The 19,969-nt window shown below is 63.8% G+C and carries 18 protein-coding genes; 5 read left to right on the top strand and 13 right to left on the bottom strand.

All coding sequences use genetic code 11. The features are described from left to right. Positions 1 to 6: 6 nt before the first annotated feature. From ACRHIG_RS23245 to ACRHIG_RS23290, 10 genes are all read right to left on the bottom strand, one after another. On the bottom strand, positions 7 to 480 hold the full coding sequence (locus tag ACRHIG_RS23245; RefSeq protein WP_489628063.1) for a hypothetical protein: 474 nt from the start codon (positions 478 to 480) through the stop codon (positions 7 to 9). Further along, positions 477 to 2,057, bottom strand: coding sequence for an AAA family ATPase (locus tag ACRHIG_RS23250; protein WP_489628064.1), 1,581 nt, complete (start codon positions 2,055 to 2,057; stop codon positions 477 to 479). The genes ACRHIG_RS23245 and ACRHIG_RS23250 overlap by 4 nt, the downstream gene beginning before the upstream one ends. Before the next feature lie 159 nt (positions 2,058 to 2,216). Beyond that, entirely contained in the window at positions 2,217 to 3,377 is a 1,161-nt protein-coding gene (locus tag ACRHIG_RS23255) for an ABC transporter permease (RefSeq protein ID WP_489628065.1), read from the bottom strand. Next, positions 3,374 to 4,555, bottom strand: a complete 1,182-nt coding sequence (locus ACRHIG_RS23260) for an ABC transporter permease (protein ID WP_489628066.1) — start codon at positions 4,553 to 4,555, stop codon at positions 3,374 to 3,376. Before ACRHIG_RS23260 ends, ACRHIG_RS23255 begins: the two co-directional genes overlap by 4 nt. A gap of 6 nt (positions 4,556 to 4,561) precedes the next feature. Next, positions 4,562 to 5,536, bottom strand: coding sequence for an HlyD family secretion protein (locus ACRHIG_RS23265; RefSeq protein ID WP_489628067.1), 975 nt, complete (start codon positions 5,534 to 5,536; stop codon positions 4,562 to 4,564). 2 nt (positions 5,537 to 5,538) lie between these two features. Further along, on the bottom strand, positions 5,539 to 6,948 hold the full coding sequence (locus ACRHIG_RS23270; protein ID WP_489628068.1) for a TolC family protein: 1,410 nt from the start codon (positions 6,946 to 6,948) through the stop codon (positions 5,539 to 5,541). Positions 6,949 to 7,119: 171 nt separating this feature from the next. Continuing rightward, positions 7,120 to 8,730 (bottom strand): bifunctional aspartate transaminase/aspartate 4-decarboxylase, encoded by a 1,611-nt coding sequence (locus tag ACRHIG_RS23275; RefSeq protein WP_489628069.1) that lies wholly within the window; start codon positions 8,728 to 8,730, stop codon positions 7,120 to 7,122. A gap of 69 nt (positions 8,731 to 8,799) precedes the next feature. Beyond that, positions 8,800 to 10,488, bottom strand: coding sequence for an aspartate-alanine antiporter (gene aspT / locus ACRHIG_RS23280; RefSeq protein WP_489628070.1), 1,689 nt, complete (start codon positions 10,486 to 10,488; stop codon positions 8,800 to 8,802). Positions 10,489 to 10,544: 56 nt separating this feature from the next. Next, the gene (gene aspT, locus ACRHIG_RS23285) at positions 10,545 to 12,227 is read right to left on the bottom strand and encodes an aspartate-alanine antiporter (RefSeq protein WP_489628071.1); all 1,683 of its coding nucleotides are present in this window, start codon (positions 12,225 to 12,227) and stop codon (positions 10,545 to 10,547) included. 271 nt (positions 12,228 to 12,498) lie between these two features. Continuing rightward, positions 12,499 to 13,392 carry a substrate-binding periplasmic protein gene (locus ACRHIG_RS23290; protein WP_489628072.1) on the bottom strand — a complete coding sequence of 298 codons (894 nt, stop codon included), beginning with the start codon at positions 13,390 to 13,392 and terminating at the stop codon, positions 12,499 to 12,501. Between the two features lie 223 nt (positions 13,393 to 13,615). Here ACRHIG_RS23290 and ACRHIG_RS23295 point away from each other — a divergent pair, with 223 nt between their 5' ends. Then, positions 13,616 to 13,879 (top strand): heavy-metal-associated domain-containing protein, encoded by a 264-nt coding sequence (locus ACRHIG_RS23295; RefSeq protein WP_475416511.1) that lies wholly within the window; start codon positions 13,616 to 13,618, stop codon positions 13,877 to 13,879. 25 nt (positions 13,880 to 13,904) lie between these two features. Here ACRHIG_RS23295 and ubiT read toward each other — a convergent pair whose 3' ends face one another. The 3 genes from ubiT to ubiU all read right to left on the bottom strand — a co-directional run bounded on the left by ubiT (position 13,905) and on the right by ubiU (position 16,523). Next, the gene (gene ubiT / locus ACRHIG_RS23300; protein WP_489628073.1) at positions 13,905 to 14,387 is read right to left on the bottom strand and encodes a ubiquinone anaerobic biosynthesis accessory factor UbiT; all 483 of its coding nucleotides are present in this window, start codon (positions 14,385 to 14,387) and stop codon (positions 13,905 to 13,907) included. 76 nt (positions 14,388 to 14,463) lie between these two features. Continuing rightward, a complete protein-coding gene (gene ubiV / locus ACRHIG_RS23305; RefSeq protein WP_489628074.1) occupies positions 14,464 to 15,360 on the bottom strand; it encodes a ubiquinone anaerobic biosynthesis protein UbiV in 897 nt (298 codons plus the stop codon). A 125-nt stretch (positions 15,361 to 15,485) separates the two neighbouring features. Then, positions 15,486 to 16,523, bottom strand: coding sequence for a ubiquinone anaerobic biosynthesis protein UbiU (ubiU, locus tag ACRHIG_RS23310; protein ID WP_412101868.1), 1,038 nt, complete (start codon positions 16,521 to 16,523; stop codon positions 15,486 to 15,488). 161 nt (positions 16,524 to 16,684) lie between these two features. Between ubiU and ACRHIG_RS23315 the strand changes: the two genes are divergently transcribed. The 4 genes from ACRHIG_RS23315 (at position 16,685) to ACRHIG_RS23330 (ending at position 19,859) form a co-directional block, all read left to right on the top strand. Then, complete coding sequence (locus tag ACRHIG_RS23315; RefSeq protein ID WP_489628075.1) at positions 16,685 to 17,095, top strand: hypothetical protein; 411 nt, start codon at positions 16,685 to 16,687, stop codon at positions 17,093 to 17,095. Positions 17,096 to 17,219: 124 nt separating this feature from the next. Beyond that, the gene (locus ACRHIG_RS23320; RefSeq protein WP_489628076.1) at positions 17,220 to 18,968 is read left to right on the top strand and encodes a ribonucleoside triphosphate reductase; all 1,749 of its coding nucleotides are present in this window, start codon (positions 17,220 to 17,222) and stop codon (positions 18,966 to 18,968) included. Beyond that, positions 18,965 to 19,162: an anaerobic ribonucleoside-triphosphate reductase gene (nrdD, locus tag ACRHIG_RS23325; RefSeq protein WP_133992496.1), complete on the top strand. Its 198-nt coding sequence runs from the start codon at positions 18,965 to 18,967 to the stop codon at positions 19,160 to 19,162. Before ACRHIG_RS23320 ends, nrdD begins: the two co-directional genes overlap by 4 nt. Further along, complete coding sequence (locus ACRHIG_RS23330) at positions 19,155 to 19,859, top strand: anaerobic ribonucleoside-triphosphate reductase activating protein (protein WP_489628077.1); 705 nt, start codon at positions 19,155 to 19,157, stop codon at positions 19,857 to 19,859. Before nrdD ends, ACRHIG_RS23330 begins: the two co-directional genes overlap by 8 nt. Positions 19,860 to 19,969: the final 110 nt, after the last annotated feature.

Genomic DNA, 19,969 nt, shown 5'->3' on the forward strand with positions numbered 1-19,969 from the left:
TGCCCCTCAGTCGCTGTGCGAAAAGTGCAGCAAATAACGCTCGCCAGCGCGCTCGAACGCGATCTCGTCCCAGTGGATCGCGTACCAGAAACCGGCGGGCGGCGTCATCCTCACGGCGTACGGGGAAAAACCGCCCAGCGCCTCATCGAGCAACTCCAGGAACCTTGCCACCGGCTGGGCGCGAAAGCGTCCCGGCGGCGCCGCCTGCATGTGCCGGGACGAGAAAAACCAGCGCTGGCACACCTGCTCCAGCTGCGCGCGCCCGCACGGCGCCAGCTTGATGTGCCATAAGGGGGCCGGCAAGTCGCGTGCGGGTGCGATGACGTGCAAGGCATGGTCTTCCACGCGCAGGCCCAGCGCCGTGGCAAGGTCCGGCGCGTCGGGCAGGCGTGACAATTCGTAGCTCGCGCACAGGTCGCTGGCTTCACTATTCAGTAGAGCCAGCGCTTCCAGGAAGCCTTGACAGTGCAGCACGCTCATTGCGAACGCAGCCAGCTGCGGTAGTTGGTATAGCGCTGATGCAGGTATTTGAGCTTGAGCAGGTCGTCGTACAGGGGGCCGTACAGCTTGCGCCCCTTCGTGCGTTCGCCGATCAGCTTTTCGATGCGGTTCAGGCGCGCCAGAGTCTCGCGCTCGCTGACGCCATCGAGGCCCAGGTCGAATTCGGCCGACAGCACGCCCACGGGATCGTCGCGGTCCAGGTCCAGGCGGTTGAATTCATCGTTGGACAGGTCGAACAGGCGGCGCAGCCAGCCCAGCCTGTCGCTGCGGTAGGCGGCGTTTTCCGGCAGCGCGAAAAACGGCGCGTCCGGGTCCGGCTGCAGCTTGTTATGCAGGACGAAGGGCAGCACCTGGCGCAAGTCTTCCAGCTCCACCTCGCCATTGCCGCGAAAATACGCCATGGCCTTGGCGTAGATCATAAGCGCCATCAGGGTGCGCACGGAGATGCCGTTCAAGGTCTGGCAACCGAGATCCTTCAAACGGTCGCGCCCATTGTCGGCCGCCTGCGCGGCGCCCCGGTCGGCGCCGGCCAAACGGGCCGTGTCCTTGGTCATGTATTCGAACTGGCCGCCGGCCGTCTCGAACAGCTCGAACTGGCTGGCAAAAAATTCCAGGCGGCGGCGCACGGCGTCCGGTATGCCCACCTGGCGGATCGCTACACCGATCTGGTCTACCTCCCCTTCCGTGAAGATGATATCGGGCGGCACCAGCTCTTCGGGACGCACGTTTTCTTCCACGCGCAGCAGCAATTCGTTCAGGAAGCGGGGATTGAAGGCCAGCGCCTGCACCGTCACGTCGACCCGGTCGCGCAGCGCCTCGATCACCTGATAGGTGCCGCCGCCCTGGTCGTCGTTGGCCGTCAGGTACCAGGCCGCTTCCGGGCATTCGTAGATATGGTTCAGCACTTCCGCGTAATTGTCGCCCATCACGGTGAGCAGCGCGCTTTGCGTGCGCGTGGGGATGCGGTTGTATTCATCGACGATCTTCACGCGCATGCCCAGCCAGGCGCGCCAGGCGATGCGGATATCGTCCATGCTTTGCGCGTTGACCAGGTCGGCAGGCAAGGGATTACCCAGCAAGTCGGCCACCGTCATCTGCGGGTGGCCATGCTGCATCGCGCGTTTCACCTCTTTCACCGTCGAGCCGGCCAGCACGCCCATCAGCAGCGCGCTGGCCGTCTTGCCCCGCCCCGGCCCGCCCACGAACAGGCATTTGCGGCGCGTGGCGAACGTCAGCAGGGGCAGCAAAATAAAACTCGAATAGCTTTGCGCCGACGGCAAATTCAATGTGCGGCGGCTGTCGCCCACGGAATACGTCTGCGACGGGCCGTCGTTGTACTCGATGTCGTAGTGGGGGCTGATGATGGCGTGGTTGACGATCCAGAAATACGCCTGGCGCAGCTTTTCATCGAAAGGCCGTGCTTGCGCCTCGCCTTCTGCACCCAGCGCGATGGGTCCCTGGTACAGATCCGCCACGTCGAACTGGCGCGCGGCGGGCGCGGCCTTGGGCTTGGTGGGGGCTTGGGACAGGCGCTGGAACAAATTGAATGCAGACATTTTGGTTAACGCCTGTCAAAACCTACTGCGCGTCGTAATTTGCGGCCTGCGATGCTCACTGTACCTTCGTACAGTTGCGCTTCTCGACCACAACTTCCTTCCGCTCGCTACGGTTTTGTCAGGCGTTGTTATTTAATGTGGAAATGAAATTATTACATATCAAGTGCCTTCGGCCTTGTTCAAATCGACAACCGTTTCCTCCAGCTTGCGCCAGCGCCACCAGCCCAGCGCCACGCAGGCCAGCAGCAAGGCCAGCAAGCCCGCCACTTCATGGCGGATTTCATACAGCGAGGCACCCATCTGGTTGAGCGCGACAAAGCCCTGGATGCCGGCCGTCGATGGCAGCAGCCAGCGCAGCCATTGCAGCACGACGGGCATGGACGACACGGGCCAGGTCAGGCCCGCGAGGAACAGCACGGGCATCGAGGTGGCGATCATCAGCTGCGTACCCCGTTCGCGCGTGCGGAACAGCATGCCCAGCAGCATGCCGAAGGCCGCTTCCGCCAGGGAAAACAACACCAGCAGCAAGAGCATGCCGCCAAAGTTGCCGCCACGGGGGTAATCCTGGAACCAGAAGACAAAGCCGAAGAAATAGCAGCAGTTCAAGAAGGCCACGCAGGCGAACGCCAGCAGCATGCCCGCATAGCCGCCCGCCGTGCGCTTGCCTGCCAGCGGGAAGCTCTTGCGCTGATACCAGGTACCGAACAGCATGGTCATGCCGATCAGCAAGGTCTGCTGCACAATGAGCGTCGCCACGCCGGGCACGACATAGGCGCCATAGCCTTCCTTGACGTTAAACAGGGGCACGGCGTCAAACACAATGGGCGAGCGCTGCTGGTTGGCCTGCACGGTCGACGGCGTGCCTGCGCCCAGGCGCTTGAGCTCGATGCCGGCCGACACCGTGCCCACCACTTCCGCCAGGCCGTTCAGGGCCACCTTGTTCAGCATCAAATACAAGCCATTGCCCGCCACCTGCGCATGCGCGGCGCGGCCGGCCAGCACGTCCGTCTGCAAACCTTCGGGAAGGATCAGCACGCCCATGACCTGGTCGCGCCACAATAAATCCTGCGCGACGGGCAAGTCCGGCGTGACGGCCACGACTTGCAATGAGGGATGGGCCATGGCGAAGCGCGTGAGCTGGCGCGACATGGCGCTGCGGTCCTGGTCGACGACGGCCACGGGCACGCGCTGGACGATTTCCGTCGAGTATGGCAGCGGATAGAAGAAGGAATAGATGATGCCGCCGATAAACAGCAAGGTCAGCGCGCCCTTGTCCGTCAGCATGGCGCGCCAGGTGGCGATAAAAGCCAGCCAGATCATGCGCGCCCCCAGGCGGCCGGTGCATGCGCGCGGCGCGCCAGCAGGAATACGCCCACGGCGCCGCAGCCGATGGCAAAGCCGGCCAAGATCAGCATTTCCTGCACGCCATAACGCCACGGTGCGCCGGCCAGCCAGTATTTCGTTTGCAATTGCAGATAATGCGTGAGCGGCAAGGCTTCCGCCCAGGCGCGCGCGGGCGCCGGCATGGCCATCAGGGGAAAGGCCTGGCCCGCGAACGCGAAGGCCGGCGCGGTAATAAATGCCGCGCCCGACAGGGCCAGGCGCAGGGACAGGGTGGCGGCGATCAGCAAGGTCGCCAGGCCGCAATACGCGAGCACCAGCAGCAGCATGCTCAGCAGCAAGGCCGGCAAGCTGCCCGCCACGGCCCAGTCCCGCGCCAGGCTGAAGAACAGCAAGTACAGCAGCGCCAGCGCGCAGTAGGCGATCACGGGAAACAGCAGCTTGACTCCCACGGCGCGCAGCCAGCTGCCGTTGGCCGAGGCCAGCCATTGGGGCACCGTGCCGTCGCGCAACTCGCGTCCGATGGACGTGACGACGGCGACGACGATGAAAATCTGCAGCATGGCCGGCATCAGGGCCAGGGTCAGAAACGCTTCATAGCTGATGTTCTCGTTATATAAACTGTTCAGTGTCGTGCGTATCGGTTCGAACTGGGCCGCCGCCTGCACGCCCGACATACCCTTCTTGACGCGCGCCGTCATCTCGATGCCGGCCGACAAGGTCGTGCTGACCGTGCGCACGTCGCGCAGCAAGGCGCCCGCGTGCGAGGAAAACTGCGCGTTGTACAGCCATTGCACGGTGGCTTGCCGGCCGCCCAGCAGTTTCTGTTCGAAATCGTTCGGAATCAGCAGGTAGCCGTACGCCGTGCGCTCGCGCAGCCGGTGCAGGGCTTCGTCGCTGGACGCCACTTTCGCCGCCACGGCGATGCCGGGCGACGCGTCGAGCCAGCGCGTGAGCTGGCGCGACAAGGTGGAGTTGTCGTTATCGATGACGACGATGGGCAAGTCGCGTGCGATGCCGGCGGAAAACACCAGCCACAGCATGCCGCACAGCACCACCGGAATCCAGCTGAGCATGCCGAAGTCCCAGACATCGCCGCGCAAGCGCCGCCACTCGCGCGCCAGCGCTGAATCCGGCCCCTTATCCGCTTCGTTCATCGCGTATCAGAGCGGGGGAAACACGACCGACATGCCAGGACGCAAGCCCTCGACCTTGATGGCGGGACGCAGCCGGATTTCAAACGTGCGCAAATCCGTGCCGCCCGGGCGCGCCGCGCGCCACGTGGCGAAATCGGGCAGCACGGCGACTGAGCTGACCTTGAAGCTCACTTGCTGTTTCAGCGCCGGCACATTGGCCGTATGCGTGCTGCCCATGGCAAACGCGGCCATTTCATCTTCGCGCACCTGCAGCACGGCCCAGGCGTCGTCGAGGTTCACCAGAGTAATCACGGGGAAACCTTGCGGCGCCAGTTCGCCCGGCTGTATCTGTATCTTGCTGACCTGCCCCGCCACGGGCGCGGCGATCTTCGTTTCCGCCAGGGCGACCTGCGCTTCCGTCAGCACGGCGCCCACCTGGCGCGCCTGGGCGGCGGCGGCCGTCTTGTCTTCCGGACGGGCGCCTTTTTGCGCCATGTCATATTGCGCGCGGGCCGCTTGCGCCAGCTGGTCGGCGGCGCGCCATTGCGCCTGCGCCTCGTCGCGTTTCTGCTGGGCAATCACGCCTTGCTCGTACATATTGTTGACGCGGGTGTACGTGGTCTTGGCGATGGTGGCGCCCGTTTGCGCCCGCTCCCAGTTGGCTTTGGCGGCGGCGATTTCTTCGGGACGCGCACCGGCTTGCGCCTTTTGCGCCACGGCATCGGCTGCCTGCGTGGCGGCCGTCGCTTGCGCAACCTTGGCATCCACTTCCGGACTCGTCAGCTGGAACAGCAACTCGCCTTTCGGCACCGTCTGGCCCAGCTTGACGTACAGTTCGCCCACCCTGCCCGGCACTTTCGACGACACATTGACTTCCTGCGCATCCATCTGCCCCTGCAAAGGCAGGCGCTGCGGCTGGAACGCCTGGTACAAGCCCCAGCCCACGAAAGCCAGGACGATGACGGCGGCGACTATGGCCAATGGTTTTTTGGATGTGCTCATTATTATTTGTCCACAGGTAATTGAATATCGGCCGCGGCGGCCAGGCTGCCCAGGCGCTGCGTCTCGCCCGTCGCTTCCAGCAATTGCGCCAGCCCCATCACATAGTTATACGCCGTCTGCGCGCGCTGGGTCTCGACCTTGGCCAGGTTCAGGCGCGCGTCGACCACTTCCAGCGACGTCACTTGCCCTTGCTGGAAGGCGACCGTTTGCAAACGGATATTTTCGCGCGCCAACTCCACCGACGACGCCGTGGACAGGTACTGGATGCGGGCGTTTTCCAGCGCGCGCCAATTCTTTTCGATCAGAGTGGGAATGTCGCGCTCGGCCTGGCGCGCCACCACTTCCACGCGCTCCTGGTCCAGCTTGGCGGCGGCGATCATCTTGCCCGTGTTGATGCGGTGCACCAGCGGCACAGCCACGACGAGGCCGATGGCCCAGTTCGAGCGCACGAGTTTTTCGTTACCGCGATTCAGGTTGTAGTTACCGATGGCAAAGACGGTGGGCGCATATTCCTTGCCGTGCAGCTTCAAGGCTTGCTCGGCCTGCACGCGCTTGCTGTCGATCTTTTTCCAGTTCGCATTTTCGCGCATGCCCGTGCTGATGAACGATTGCAAGGTCCCCACCGGCAAGCTGTTGACGAACAACGGCGTGCTGGGCCGCACTTGCGTATTGACGGCGAGTAAACGGTCGAGCGCCACCTGGGCGATTTCCTCGTCGCTGCGCGCCTGCGCCTCGTCGCTGCGGGCGCTGTCCAGGGCCACGTCGGCACGCAGGCGTTCCGCGCGCGAAATCAGGCCGCCCTTTTCCAGCCTGGCCGCATCGCGCTGGTGCTGCGTCACGCCGGCCGTCACTTCGGCCCGCACAGCCACCACGCGCTTGGCCAGCAATAATTGAAAATAGCGCTGCGCCACCAGGGTGGCCAGCTGTTCTTCCGCTTCCGTGCGCTCCGCCTGCGCGGCCAGGGTCAGGCTCGAAGCGAGGCCCTTGACGGCGTCCAGGCGCCCGCCCGTGTAGATGGGCCACATGCCCAGCAAGCCGAACGAGGTCAGGTCCGTCACCACTTCGCGGCTCAGGGAGTTGGGAATCTGTGGCTTGGGTAAGCCGGGAATCGACGGCAGCACGGACTCGATGCCGCCCACCACGCCGGACAAGCCGCTCGTATCGATATTCAAGTCCGTCGACAGGCGGCCGCGAAACGCCGTCAGGTCCACGGAGGGACCATCGATATTCGACAGCGCCTCGGCCTTGAGGGTTTTCGCGCGCACGTCGAGGGCCGCGCCCTGCACGGCGCCCGAAGCCTTGGCCGCTTGCTGCAGCGCTTCATTAAATGTAAGAGGTTCCGCCAGGGCGGGCATGGCCGCGCCCAGCGCGCTCGCCAGCAATAATGATAAGTGTCCTTGCAATCTGCCCATGTAGCGTCCAGTCAATGAATGAGGGGAAAGCACGGGGTTGCCATGTTTATACTTTCACAATAGCAATTATATCCACGGATGTCCATTCCAGCCTGCACTATTGGTTACGCAAGCTGACAGACAAAAACGGGCGCCTCATGCGGGGCGCCCGTCTTGCTCAAACTAGGCGGCTTACTTCTTCGCCTTCTTGCCGCCCTTCTCCTTTTCCTTTTCAAACACGGCGAAGAACTCGGACGCCATGCCGCGGATGGCGCGGCCGATATTCGCGTAGTCGTATTCGTTCAGGTTGGCCAGCGAGACGCGGCCGGACGGATGCGTAGTACCGAAGCCGCGGCCCGGCAACAGGATGACGCCCGTTTCCTCGGCCAGGCGGAACAGCGCTTCGTTCGGTTTCAGTTTTTTCAGCAGCCACTGCGAAAACTCCACGCCGTGCATCTGCGCGGCCAGCGATTCCATGTCCAGCAGATGGTAATAGCGCACCGAATTGGCGTCGTGCACCATCGGCAAGCCCAGTTCGCGGTACAGCGCTTCCTTGCGGCGCAGCACGATGCGCTTCATCGACTGCTTGTACTTTTGCTCTTCATCCATCAGCGAGAACAGCGAGAACAGGGTCATCTGCGCCTGCACGGGCGTGGACAGGCCGGCCGTGTGGTTCAGCGCCACGGTGCGGCTGTCGGCCACCAGGCGGTCGATGAATTTCAGCTGGCGCGGCTCCGTCGTGATGGAGTGATAACGGGCATCGAGCTGTTTCTTGATGGTTTCCGGCAACTTGGCGATCTTGTCGTCGAGCACATTGTTTTCATGCGTGGCCACCACGCCCATGCGCCATCCCGTCGCGCCGAAGTATTTCGAGAACGAATACACGAGGATGGTGTTGAACGGGCAAATGGCGAACAGCGAGACGAAGTTGTCGGCGAAGGTGCCGTACACGTCATCGGTCAGAATGATCAGGTCCGGACGCTTCTTGATGATCTTGGCGATGTATTCCAGCGTCTCGTTATCGATCTTGACGGAAGGCGGATTGCTGGGGTTGACGAGGAAGAAAGCTTTCACTTTCGGGTCCAGCAGCTTGTCCAGCTCCTTCTTGGTAAATTGCCAGTTGTTCGATTGCGGCGCATCGATGTGCACGGTGTTCAGCTTGTAATCGTTGAGCTGGGGAATCTCGATGTAGGGCGTGAAGATCGGCATGCCCAGGGCGATGGTGTCGCCTTCCTGGATGATGTGGTTCGACTTCAGGCTGGCGAACAGATAGGTCATGGCCGCCGTGCCGCCTTCGACCGCGTACATGTCGAAGTTGCCGACGAACGGGTGCTCGCCGATCATTTCGCGGTGAATATACTGGCCGACGATTTTCTCGGACAGGCGCAGCATGCGGTCCGGCACGGGATAGTTGCAGCCGAGGATGGCTTCGCACATCTCATAGATGAAATCGCCCGCGCTCAGGCCCAGCTGGTCGCGCACATACGATACGGCCGCCTCGATGAAATGCACGCCCGGTGTATCAGCATGCTGGCGCACGAAGATTTCAAAGCGCGCCTCGATGCCCTCGCGCGTGGGAAAGCCGCCCACGTCGTCCATGTACACATACGAGCGCTCCGCTTCCGTCATGGCGAACTGGCCGAACTGGAAGAAACCGTGGCGCGGCGTGGTGGCCAGGAAATTCGGGTTGCCACGGCCCGCATTGAGCATCAGGCGGTTGCTTTGCTTGGCCGTCTGGATCAGCGCATCCTTCAATTCGAATGGGCTCAACAGGGCGAGTTTGCTTGGGTTACTGAAATCCATTTTTGCTACTCCTTATCAGACTGATCATTTCGAGGGTTCTTGCAATGGTTCTTGCACATACATGCAGACTCAGACGAAGGCCACAATCAGCGGCCCCAGCAAGGTCAGGAAAACGTTGGCCAAGGCATACGTGATGGCAAACGGTACGGTGGGAATCGAGTTTTGCGCCGCGTTCAGCACTTCGCCGAACGCGGGATTGGCGCTGCGCGAGCCGGACAAGGCGCCGGCAAACACGGCAACGTTGTCATAGCGCAAGATGTAACGGCCGATCAGCATGGTCAGTATCATCGGCAGAATGGTCACCACCACGCCCACGCCGAACAGGGTCAGGCCGTGTTCGCGCACGGTTTGCACGGCTTGCAGGCCAGACGTGAGGCCGACGACGGCAACGAAGCCGGCCAGGCCCAGATCCTTGAGGATTTGCACGGCGCCGCTGGGCATGTAGCCGAAGGTCTGGCGCTTGGCGCGGAACCAGCCGAACACGAGGCCCGACAGCAGCACGCCGCCGCCGCTGCCCAGTGTCAGCGGAATCGAACCGATGCGCGCCACCAGCAAGCCGACCAGCAGGCCGACGACGAGGCCGGCGCCCATGTAGACGAAGTCCGTCTTGGCGCTCGGCACGATCATGTAGCCCACTTCGGCCGCCACCCGCTTGACGTCCTGCTCGGCGCCATAGATGGTCACCACGTCGCCCGTCTGCACCACGGTTTCCGATTGCATGGGCAGGATCTTGCCCATGCGGCTCAGCTGCACGACAAAGATGCCGTGACGCACGCCCGGCGCCGTCGCGCTGCGGATTTCGCCCACCGTCTTGTTGTGGTAAGCCTTGTTGGTCAGCACCATGTCGCGGCGCTGCATCACCAGTTCCATGCCTTCCACGGCGTGCAATTCCTTGCCCAGCTGGGAAGAGACGCTGAGCATGGCTTCGCGGCGGCCCACCAGCAGCACGATATCGTCGGCCGCCAGCACCAGGTCCGGGCTGACGTCGATGATCTGGCTGTTGCGCTTCACGCGCTCGATGGTAATCGCCGTGTTCGGATTGGCGCTTTCGATTTCCGCCACCGTACGGCCGGCGCCCGGCCCCACGGCATAGATGCGGCCGATCAAGTCGGGCGCGGCCGGCGTCTGGCCCGGCCCCAGCACCTGCACGCCCGCCTGCAACGCCGTTTCCGCCTTGATCGCATCTTCGCGGATGGTGCGACCCATGAGTTTCGGCAAGATGTTGACGCAGACGATGATGGCGCCGAACGAGCCGAACACATAGGTGACGGCATAGCCGACGGCCACGTTGCCCTGCAGGCGCGCCACCTCGTCGGCCGCCAGGCCCAGCTTGGTGATCGCATCGCCCGCCGTGCCGATGATGGCCGACTGCGTCAAGCCGCCCGCCGCCACGCCGGCCGCCAGGCCCTTGTCCAGGCCGAACACCTTGGCCAGGATGACCACGGTCAGCAGCGCCGTCACGGCCAGCACGACGGCCAGGATGATTTCGCGCACGGACTGGCGGCCCAGCGAATTGAAGAATTGCGGCCCGCTTTCATAGCCGACCGCGTAAATGAACAGCGCGAACAGCACCGACTTGACGCCGGGATCGATGGCCACGCCCACCTGGCTGACGAGGACCGCCACCAGGAGCGAACCGGCGACCCCGCCCAGCTGAAACGAGCCGAACTTGATCTTGCCGATGTAGTAACCCACTGCCAGGGAGAGAAACAAGGCAATTTCGGGCGACTTCTTGAATAACTCATGCAACCATTCCATGCGGACCGCCTTTCGTGTTGAAGGAATTCTTTACTGCCTGTGCCCTTGCCGGCTGCTCATGCGTGGACGGAGCCGGCCAGGGCCACGATGAGCGGCCCCAGCAGAGGCAGCACCACGTTCGAGATCGCATACGTGATCGTGTAGCCCAGCAAGGGCGTGGAATTGCCGGCCGCGTTCTGCACGGCCGACAAGGCTGGCGTGCTGCACTGCTGGCCGGCGATGGCGCCCAGCAGCACGGGCGCTTCCAGCTTGAGGAAAAAGTGGCCCACCAGCAACGACAGCGAGGCGGGGATGACGGCGATCAAGACGCCCATCAAGGGCAGCGACAGGCCGTACTGGCGGATCAGGTCGATCGCCTGCGGTCCCGACGCCAGGCCCACGCAGGCGATGAAGGTGGCCAGGCCGATATCCTTCATCATGTCGAGCGCGCTGGGGTGGATGCCCGGCATGCCAGGTTTTCGCGCCTGGTACCAGCCGAACACGAGGCCCGTCAGCAAGGCGCCGCCGCCCGTGCCCAGCGAAAACGGGATGCCGCCCAGCCTGGCGCTAAAGCCGCCGATGTACACGCCCAGCACGATGCCGATGCTGGCGTAGACGATATTGCTGCGCTCGCCCGTGGGCACGCGCTTGCCGATGGCGGCCAAGGCCGTGTTCAGTTCGCGTCCTTCCGTCGTGCCGTACAGACGCAGCACGTCGTCGCGCTGCAGGGCAAGGTCGGGCAGCGGCGGCATGCTGTGCTCGCCGCGGACGACGGCCGCCACGTGCACGCCGGTGGGCAAGGCCAGCTGGCGCAAGGGCTGGCCGACCAGCGCAGCTTGCTGCAGCACCACTTCGACGGCGGAGACGGCCATGTTCAAGCCCGTCGTGTCGGCGAATTCCTCGCCCAGGATGGCTTCGGCCGCCACCAGCGCGGGACGGTGGCCGATCACCAGCACTTCGTCGTTATTGCGCAGGCGCAGTGCTGGCTCCAAAGGCAATACCTTGCCGTGCCGGCGCACGCGCGTGATGCTGGCGCGGCCCGCAAAAATATGCTGCAAGGCATCGAGACGGCGTCCCGCGCCGCGGCTGATGCGGTAGGCGCGGCCCACCATTTCCGGCGTCGCCTGCACCCCATCGCCATCGGTTTGCGCGCCGCCCATCTTTTGCCATAATTTATCCGCCTCCTCGCGCAGGTTGACGCGCAACAACAGCGGAAAGATCTGGCTGGTGACGATGACGATGGCGATCAGGCCGAAGATGTACGTGATGGAATACGCGGTGACCACGTTGGCTTGCAGCTCGGCGATGCGGGCCGCCGGCAAGGCCAGCTTGGAGATCGCGTCCGTGGCCGTGCCGACGACGGCCGATTCCGTCGCCGCGCCCGCCATCATGCCGGCCGCCGTGCCCTGGTCCAGGCTCAGGAACCGCGTGGCCAGCAGCACCAGTGCCAGCACCACCACCACTTCGATCAGGCACAGTATTCCCAGGCGCAAGCCCTTGGCATTCAGGTTGGCAAAGAACTGGGGACCGCCCGCGTAGCCGAGGGCAAAGATGAACAGCATGAAGAAAACGTTCTTCACGCTGGCATCCAGCGTGATGCCCAGCTGGCCGATCAGCAGCGCGGCGATCAGGGTGCCGCACACGCCGCCGAGCTGGATCGGGCCGAAGCGTATCTGCCCTACCGCGTAGCCCAGCGCCAGCGCCAGGAACAGGGCCAATTCCGGCACCTGGTGCAATACCGACGTGATCGACTCGAGCATGGGCAAACCTTCGAAAAGATAACGGATGGTTACAAGGGAACTGGGCGTTCGGTGGCTGGCGGCGGCTTGCCGTTGAACGGGCGCACGGGTCCCGCACGACAGCCGCCATGGCGGCTATCGCTGGGAAAGTGTTGCAAAGTGTTGCAAAGTAGAATGATGTTCGGCGAAAATTTTATAAGTGTCAACAGGTGTTCTGTTGAACTCGCTTTGCGTTTCCTCAAACATCCTGCGCACGATTGGAGCGGCTGTTTGACACTGATCAATAAAACTATTAGTAATGTTTTGGTCGATACCAAAGTGCCTTGCGCGCCAGCGGCGTCTCCTCCGGCAGGTCCGGATTGACGAGCTCCAGCACGTACCGATGGGACAGTTGCAAAGCCTCCGCCAGGCGGCCGAAATGGCGCTGGAACAGCTGCGCGAAGCTGCCATCGGCCAGCATGGTTTCCAGCCCGGTCTCGATGTGGCGCGCCAGTTCCGGCCGGTGCTTGCCGACAAAAAAGTACAGCGCGGCCGGGTAGCGGATGACCAGGTGGGTGTCTAGCGCCAGCGGCAATTGCGCATGGCTGGCCAGCTCGCTTTGGGCTTCGATCACGGAGCGGGGAAAGTAATCGATGCGTCCCGCCGCCAGTTGCTGGAACAGGCCTTCGTAGGTGCTCGAGGTATCGAGGCGCAAGCCGTTCGCCTGCAGGATGACGGAGTCGGGCCAGTCGCGCATCTGGCCGGCCGACAGCCGCGCCAGGGCGGCGATGCTGCGCACGCCCCGCAGCAACTGCGGCTGGCGCGCGTGGATCAGGGCCACGCGCCAGCCGATCAGGCCGCGGTCGATGGGGATGCGCACCGGCAGCAATTGCGTTTCGCGCGCGCGGCTCGTCATGGCCCAGACGACGTCGACGCTGCCCGACGCCATGGCGATTTCCTGCATGGCGCGCGTCTGCACCATGCGCAGTGCGGAGCGGCGCAAGGCATACGCCTGGCCCGACCGCGACAGCGCCTGTTGCAGCAAGGCCGTCACATAACCTTGCTGCGGATCATCGAGCGCCTGGTGGCGCGGATACACGAGCGGCAGCGGCGGCGATGTGCCGGCGGCGGCAGCGCCCAACGGCCACAGGCCGGCAAGCATGAGCAGGGGCGGCGCCGCATGGCCCCTCCTTTCCAGCGCTTTCATCAGCGTTCTTATCAGAATGACAGTATCGCGCAGCAGGGTACGCTTGTCGACTGGATTATGGAAACTGTGTATAAAACAACAGCAGTTCAGGCCGGAATGAAGCGGTGCGAATTAATCCAGATCAATAAAACCGCAAATACAAAATAAATCTTGCGTGCTGCTCTGGACGGCATGCGCGCCCCTCGCCTACGCTGTTTTTTTATCTGAAAAACAAGAGGAACCCATGCAGACAGCGCGCTTGAATATTATTGGAATGGATCACGAAGGCTGCGCCGACAGGTTGACGGGCGCGCTTGAAGCGGTCACGGGCGTGGCCACCGTCTGCGTCTCGCTGGCGCGCCACGGCGCCACGGTGCAATTCGACGAACGCCTGGCCACGCAGGAACGCTTGCTGGCCGCCGTCAACGGCGCCGGCTTCATGGGCGAGGCGACGGATGAAGAACAGCTGGCCTCGTGCAGCGGCGCCTGCGGCCACTGCCGCCACTGAACGCCTGCCGCCGCCAGCTCCCCGCTCAGCCTTCCCGCGCGCCCCGGTCGCGCAAATGCGCCAGCACGCGGCGCGGTCCCAGCGCCTGCAGGTCGAACGGCGGCAATTCGATGGCGTCGAGCGTATTCTTGAACAGCAAGCCCAGCTCCGTATCGCCTTCCAGGCTCAGGCGGCGGCTGAAGAACAGGGTGTCCGGATCTTCCTGGCGCCGCGCCAGCAGCATCAAGTCATGCACGCTGGCGGCGATGCACAGATCGGGCACGTCGGCATAGCGCTCGGCCACGAACACCGTGCCCTGCCACTCGAAATCGAAGGCAATACCGGCGTCCAGCAGCCGCAAACGCAGGCTGCGCCCCTCCAGGCTGCGCCGCACGTCGTCAGGCAATTGCGGCGCCAGCAGGCGGTTCAAGCCCTGCACGAACAGCCACGAGGCGGGATATGGCGGCAGCTTGGACAGCAGTTCGGCCAGCGGTTCGGGCAGCCGGTACGACACGGCGGGTTTGCTCATGCCGGGTTTGGCCGGGACCGGGACCGGGACGGGCAATCTTTCCAGTTGATCTTGCATGTTCTTCCTTTCGATGCGTTCAATGGGCGGCGTGCTGTTCCATGCCGGGCTGGCCGTGCCAGTAGCCGTCGCAGGCGCCGGCCGGCTGGCAAGCCGCCAGCTGGGCCTGGGCGCCGATGCCGCTGACCTGCCCTCGGCGGGCGCGGTCGAAGATGGCGATGACTTTTTCAGTGTTCATCGCCTGAGGGCTGATACGCGCCACATCCACGCCCATGTCGCGCATGGCGTCGAGTTCGCGCACCAGGTTGTAGACGAGCGCCGACTGCGTCTGCGTGCCGTTCAACACGAGGAAGGGCACTTCATCGCGCGTGCGCAGCAGCAGGCCGTCCGGCTCTTCCAGGCAGCTGTAGCCGCAATCGTCCTTCGGCAGGTTGCGGTTGCGCGCCGTGAAGCAGCGCGCGGAAAACGCCAGCGGCATGCGGCCATAGGCAAACACTTCCGTCTCCAGCCCTTCCGGTTTCTGGCGCTGCATCTCGGCCAGCGCCGTCTGCCCCATTTCCAGCGGCATCACCCAGCGCCGCGCGCCCATGCGCGCCAGCAGCTGCAGACTGGGGCCATTGAACAGGTTCAAATGGGGGCCGGCGACGAAGGACGCGCCCTTTTCCATGCAGTGCACGGCGCCCATGTCGTTCGCTTCGACGCCGTAGCGGCCATTGCCCGTGATGCGGCGCAGGGTCGCCAGTTCCGCGCCCGCCTCGATCAGCGCCTGCGTCGACAGCACCACTTCCTTGCCGGCGGCGGCCAGCATGTCGGCGATATCGAGCCAGTCGGCCAGGCGCAGCTCATGCCGGCGCGAGCAGACGGTTTCGCCCAGATACACGATATCGACGGCGGTACCGGCGATCTGCTGGTAAAACTCGAAGACGGTGGCGCGCGGCCAGTAGTACAGCAAGGGACCCAAAGAGAGTTTTAGCATGCCTTTTCCAATATTTTTAAGTTACAAAACCGTAGCGAGCGGCTCGCGGCGGGGCCGAGAAGCGCAGCCGTGCTCCAGCACGGTGAGCATCGCAGGCCGCGCCCCGGGACGCGCAGTAGGTTTTGCTATTTCCAGGAGCGGTGATACGCGCCCAAGGTGTGCTGCTGGCCCTCGGCCAGCTTGTCCATGGCCGCCATCCAGCCCGGCTTGACGGCGTAGCGCGCATTGCCTTCGCGGCAGGCGTCGATCGCTTCGCGCCACACGCGCGTCACCTGCGCCACATACGCGGGGCTGCGCTGGCGTCCTTCGATCTTCACGGCGCGCACGCCCATGGCGATCAGCTGCGGCAGCAGCGCCAGCGTGTTCAGGCTGGCCGGCTCCTCGATGGCGTAATACTCTTCGTCGTTGACTTCGAAACGCCCCTTGCACAGGGTCGGATAGCTGGCGTTTTCGCCCGGCGCATAGCGGTCGATCAGCACGCCGTTCAGGCGCGATTCGAGGCCGTTCGGCGTTTCCAGCCAGCGCACGGATTTCGCCGGCGAACACACGCCGTGCGTGTTCGGTGCCTCGCCCGTCGCATACGAGGACAGCGCGCAGCGTCCCTCGACCATCACGCACAGGCTGCCGAAGCCGAAGACCTCGATCTCGACTTCCGTCTTGGCGATCAATTGCTCGACCTGCGCCATCGACAGCACGCGGGGCAGCACGGCGCGGGCGATGCCGAAGTGTTCATGGTAAAAATTGATGGCTTCGTAGTTGGTGGCCGAGCCCTGCACGGACAGGTGCAGGCGCAGCTGCGGGTGGTGCTCGCTTGCATACGCCATCAAGCCCGGATCGGCCACGATCATGGCGTCGATGCCGGCCTGCGCGGCGCGGTCGATGGCGCTGCGCCACACGGCCCAGTTGTGCGGCTGCGGATAGGTGTTCAGCGCCAGCAGCACCTTGCGTCCATATTGGTGGGCGTAGCGCACGCCCTCGGCGATGGCCTTCTCGTCGAAATTGAGGCCGGCGAAATTGCGCGCATTGGTGGCGTCGCGAAAGCCCAGGTAGACGGTGTCGGCGCCATTGTCGACGGCCGCTTTCAAGGCGGGCAGGCTGCCGGCGGGGCAGACCAGTTCCAGCGGTCCGGCCACGCGGGTGGCGGTGGTTGATTCAAGCATCATGGTGTTCACAGTCCTGTATCGGCTCAGGGTGCAGACTATAGCCCCGCCCATACCGCCCAGTCCTTGACGCAGGTGAAGGAATGCATGCATGGCTGGCGCGCGTTCAACTTGCTTGACCTGGCTGTAAAATGCCCCCTTTTCTCCCTGTCCGATTGCCCGCCATGCCCCGCAAACCGCTGCTGATCTTCCTGCTCACCCTGTTCCTCACCGTGCTGCAGGTGCAGTGGGCCGCGCCCACGGAAGGCTATGTCGAAGAAAAGCTCTCCATCCTGTCGCCCGAGATACTGGGCGCGTATCCCGGCGTGCTGCTGCTGTTCCTGCAAGCCGTCTTCGCCCGCCGCGCCATGCCCGTGGTGCGCCAGGCCGCCATCAGCACGGGCTTGCTGGCCTTGTACTGGCTGCTGGCGAACTACGTCACGTTCGATATCCGCGTCGCCAGCTGGAGCACCTTCTCGCCGCTGGAAATCTGGGCGCACGTGCTGCCCGCCTCCAGCATCAGCATCGCCGCCTGCGCCGCCGCGCATTTTGGCCTGAGCTGCTTCATCCTGCACCAGGGACGCGCGAAAAAGTAAACGGGGGATGCTTTTTTCACCTGCATCAAGGATTCGCCACGCAACTGCACGCGCCCTTTGACGTCACTATATTTAGTGATTAATCTCCATAAAAACACCGCATGTTGTGTTTATTGGAGGTTTCATGACGACAAATGCAGTTCCATCCATGCGCGGCCAGGTCGATGTCGCCGCGTCCATCAATGAATACCTGGACCGGCGCGACTGGCGTGTCAACGCCAACGCCAACCAGGGTTACTCGCTGGGCGGCCTGATACTCAACGTGTCGGGCAAGGTCATCGCCAACTACTGGCTGGACCAGGTGTATCCGCCGGAAGTGGGCGCGGCGCACCGCGAAGCGGCGCTGCACATCCACGACCTCGACATGCTGGCCGGCTATTGCGCCGGCTGGTCGCTGCGCACCCTGCTGCACGAAGGCTTGAATGGCGTGCCGGGCAAGATCGAATCGGGTCCGCCCAAGCACATGTCGAGCGCCATCGGCCAGATCGTCAATTTCCTCGGCACCCTGCAGAACGAATGGGCCGGCGCGCAGGCGTTCAGCTCCTTCGACACCTATATGGCGCCCTACATCCGCCAGGACAGCCTGCGCTACGAAGACGTGCGCCAGTACATGCAGGAGCTGATCTTCAACCTCAACGTGCCATCGCGCTGGGGCACGCAGACGCCGTTCACCAACCTCACCTTCGACTGGGTCTGCCCGGACGACCTGCGCGATCAGATTCCCGTCATCGCCGGCCAGGAGATGGACTTCAGCTATGGCGAGCTGCAGGCGGAGATGGACATGATCAACCGCGCCTATATCGAGATCATGATGGCGGGCGACGCCAAGGGCCGCGTCTTCACCTTCCCCATCCCCACCTACAACATCACCGAGGATTTCGACTGGCATAGCGAAAACGCGGAACGCCTGTTCGAGATGACGGCCCGCTACGGCCTGCCCTACTTCCAGAATTTCATCAATTCGGAACTCAAGCCGAACATGATCCGCTCCATGTGCTGCCGATTGCAGCTGGACTTGCGCGAACTGCTGAAAAGGGGCAATGGCCTGTTCGGTTCCGCCGAGCAGACGGGCTCCCTGGGCGTGGTGACGATCAACTGCGCGCGCCTGGGCCACCTGTGGCGCGGCGACGAAGCGGCGTTGATGGCGGACCTGGACCGCCTGCTGGAACTGGGCAAGACCAGCCTGGAAATCAAGCGCCGCACCATCGAGGAACTGATGCAGCAGGGCCTGTTCCCGTATACGAAGCGCTACTTGGGTACCCTGCGCAACCACTTTTCCACCCTGGGCGTGAACGGCATCAACGAGATGATCCGCAATTTCAGCGGCGACGCCTGGGACATCACGAGTCCCGAGGGCCATGCGCTGGCGATCCGCCTGCTCGACCACGTGCGCGCCCGCATGGTGGCCTTCCAGGAAGAGACGGGCCATATGTACAACCTGGAAGCGACGCCGGCCGAAGGCACGACGTACCGCTTTGCCCGCGAAGACCGCAAGCGCTATCCCGCCATCCTGCAGGCGGGCACCGTCGACAATCCATACTATACAAATTCGTCGCAGCTGCCCGTCGGCCACACGGACGACCCGTTCGAGGCGCTCGAATTGCAGGATGCGCTGCAGCGCAAGTACACGGGCGGCACGGTGCTGCACCTGTACATGACGGAAGCGCTGTCGGACGCGAATGCCTGCCGCGAGCTGGTGAAACGCGCCCTGAGCCGCTTCTCGCTGCCCTACATCACCGTCACGCCCACGTTTTCCATCTGCCCGCGCCACGGCTATCTGGCCGGCAAACATGAATTCTGCCCCACCTGCGACGCGGAGCTGATCGCCCGCAAGCAGGCCCACCCTGCTCCATCACTTGAGGAAACGCCATGAACGCACGTCCCGACTTCACTCCCGCCATCACCCTGCTCGACACCGAACGCCAGCGCTGCGAAATCTGGACCCGCGTGATGGGCTACCACCGCCCCGTCGCCTCGTTCAACATCGGCAAGCAGGGCGAATTCCACGAGCGCCAGTACTTTACGGAAGCGAGCGCCCGGCTTGGCCAGCCCGCCTGCCATGGCTGAGTTGAAAGTGGGCGGCCTGACGCCCTTTTCCGCCACCGACTACCCGGGCAAGCTGGCCGCCGTGGTCTTCGTGCAGGGCTGCCCCTGGCGTTGCGGCTATTGCCACAATCCGCACTTGCAGGCGCGCACGCCGGCAGGCGCCATGCCGTGGCAGGACGTCCTGACCTGGCTGCGCCGCCGCGTGGGCCTGGTCGACGCCGTCGTCTTCAGCGGCGGCGAGGCGTGCATGGACCCGGCGCTGGGGCGCGCCATGCAGGACGTCCAAGCGCTGGGTTTCGGCATCGGTCTGCACACGGCCTGCATCTATCCGCAGCGCCTGCAGGAAGTGCTGCCCCTGGTCGACTGGGTCGGCTTCGACATCAAGGCGCCGTTTGCCGACTATCGCCATGTGACCCGCGTGGCCGGCAGCGGCGACCCGGCGCGCGCCTGCCTCGACGCCATCCTCGCCAGCGGCGTCGCCTACGAATGCCGCACCACCACCCACCCGGACCTGCTGCCGGACGCACAGCTGCTGGCCCTGGCCGCCGCCCTGGCCGCGAAAGGCGTCGACAACTACGTGCTGCAGCAGTTCCGCGCCGAAGGCTGCGCGGACGCGGCGCTGTCCGGCCGCTCCCTGCACGGCTATCCGGCGGCGGCTACTTTGGCGCAAATCGGCGCCATGTTTCCGCGATTTACATTCCGTAATCATGGCAGTTGATCCAGCCGCCACATAATGGCTGAAAACTCTACAAAATTCCCCGTTCTGCAACGCTGAAATGTCTCGCGTACTGTAATGTATCAACTGCGCCGCGCGCCATGCGCGGCCCA

The organism is Janthinobacterium sp. C22 (assembly GCF_057919405.1).